We start from the raw sequence: 2,048 nt of genomic DNA, 5'->3' as shown, positions 1-2,048 counted from the left end.
GGGGTGAGGTGAGGGTGGCACCGGGGTGGGGTACGGCGTCGATCATCGGCGTCGGCCTCGGCGTCGTGTCGGGCGGTCCGGGCCCTGGTGTCGACGGGGCTTGCGTCGCTCGGGTCCGGTGAAAGGGTGTCGGCCGGGCCGGCTGTTCTTGCCTGGGGCCTTTGAAGGCCGAGGGCTGAGCGCTGAGTCCGTGATTGCGGGCTCCTGCGAGTCGCGCGGGTGGGGGAGCCGCTGGTGTCACCGTGGCTTCCGAGGCGGTCCGGAGCGGCCCTGGATCGCCACGGTCAGTAACGGTCCGGAAGGCTCGGGCCAAGGCTCCGGAAGGGGTGCGGGGAGCCTTTCGTGCCCGAGGAGCGGACCTGGGTCGTGATCGAGGTGCGCCTACGCCCTGAGTTCCCGGCGGTCACGTGTGAACGGTTCTGGCCAGGGACGATCGCTATTCACTCGTTCGAGGACGGTCAGTCGGTCGGCTTGTCGTTCTGGCGTGCGAGCCCTCATACCAGAGCGGGACGCTGAGCGGGGGAGTTTGTCAACTGCCGCTCGCACATGATGCGTTGGCGACTACTGTGAGTGTCCGCCGGGCGACGAGGTGTTGAAGTCTTCGGTTCTCTCGACCGGTACGCCACGACGCATGCCCACGGCGACGAGCCGAGGTGCGGGAAGGAGGGAGGCGACGCGCCGGTGACCGACGACCATGCCGCTGCGCGCACCGCCCGGCACCACGCCCGGCACCCCGCTCCGAAGCCCGCGAGGGCACGGGTCGGAGGCCGCAGACCCGGGCCGGCCGGCCCGGAGCCCTCCGGCCAACAGGACCGACGGACCAGTACAAGGACACCGATGTCTCACCTCCGCGCACCGGCCGCACGCGCAGACCGCCGCGAGGGCGGGCGGCACGGGCGGCCGGTCGCCCGTCCCACCCGCTCGCTGCCCGAGACGCACATACGGCCACAGCTGCTGCGGCTGGCCGTGCTCCCGCCGGTCGCGGTCGCCCTCAGCGGCTGCGCGGCAGTCCTGTTCACCGTCCGCTCCACCGGCGCACACCCCGGCCTCATCCTGTGGAGTGTCCTGGCCGGCGCGGTCTCGGTGGCACTCGCCGGCATCCTCATCGCCGCCGTGGCGGCCGACCGTGCCGCGAAGACGGTGAGCGACCGCGTCGGTGCGTTGCGCCGCAGCAGCGCGCGCCGCGAGGCGGACCTGCGGGCCCTGGTCGAGGGGTTGCGCCGCGGCGAGGCCCCGCCGGGCCGTACGCCGCGCGGCGGTCCGCCCGACGGGGCCGACGACTTCGAACTGCTCGCCGCCGACCTGACCCGCGCCCACGACGGGGCCGTCACCGCCGTCGTCGCTGCCGCCCAGCTCTCCAGCCAGGCCGGCAGCGAACAGAAACTCGAGGTCTTCGTCAACCTCGCGCGTCGGCTTCAGTCGTTGGTGCACCGTGAGATCGCGATCCTCGACGAGCTGGAGAACGAGATCGAGGACCCCGATCTGCTCAAGGGGCTCTTCCACGTCGACCATCTCGCCACGCGGATCCGCCGCCACGCCGAGAACCTCGCCGTCCTCGGCGGGGCCGTCTCGCGTCGGCAGTGGAGCAACCCCGTCTCGATGACCGAGGTGCTGCGTTCCGCCATCGCCGAGGTCGAGCAGTACTCGCGGGTCAAGCTCGTGCCGCCGATCGACGGAACCCTGCGCGGGCACGCCGTCGCCGACGTCATCCATCTGCTCGCCGAACTGGTCGAGAACGCCACGGTGTTCTCGGCGCCGCACACCCAAGTGCTGCTGCGCGCCAACCTCGTGACCTCCGGGCTCGCCGTCGAGGTCGAGGACCGGGGGCTCGGCATGCCGGTCGCCGAACAGCACCGGATGAACGCCCTGTTGTCGGATCCCGACCAGGTCAACGTCGCGAGCCTGCTGGCGGACGGGCGGATCGGGCTGTTCGTGGTCTCGCAGCTCGCGAAGCGACACGGGATCCATGTGCGGCTGCAGACCAATATCTACGGCGGTGTCCAGGCCGTCCTCGTCGTGCCGCAGGCGCTGCTCGGCTCGGAGCCGGG

1 protein-coding gene is annotated in these 2,048 nt (G+C 71.8%); it reads left to right on the top strand.

What is annotated here, in order from left to right:
• Nucleotides 1-837: 837 nt before the first annotated feature.
• Nucleotides 838-2,048: sensor histidine kinase KdpD (locus EHS43_RS43335; protein WP_148104297.1), on the top strand; the 1,211-nt coding region annotated here is incomplete at its 3' end.

Source organism: Streptomyces sp. RP5T (genome assembly GCF_003933965.1).
Taxonomy (GTDB): domain Bacteria; phylum Actinomycetota; class Actinomycetes; order Streptomycetales; family Streptomycetaceae; genus Streptomyces.
This window is presented reverse-complemented; position numbering and strand designations above follow the sequence as displayed.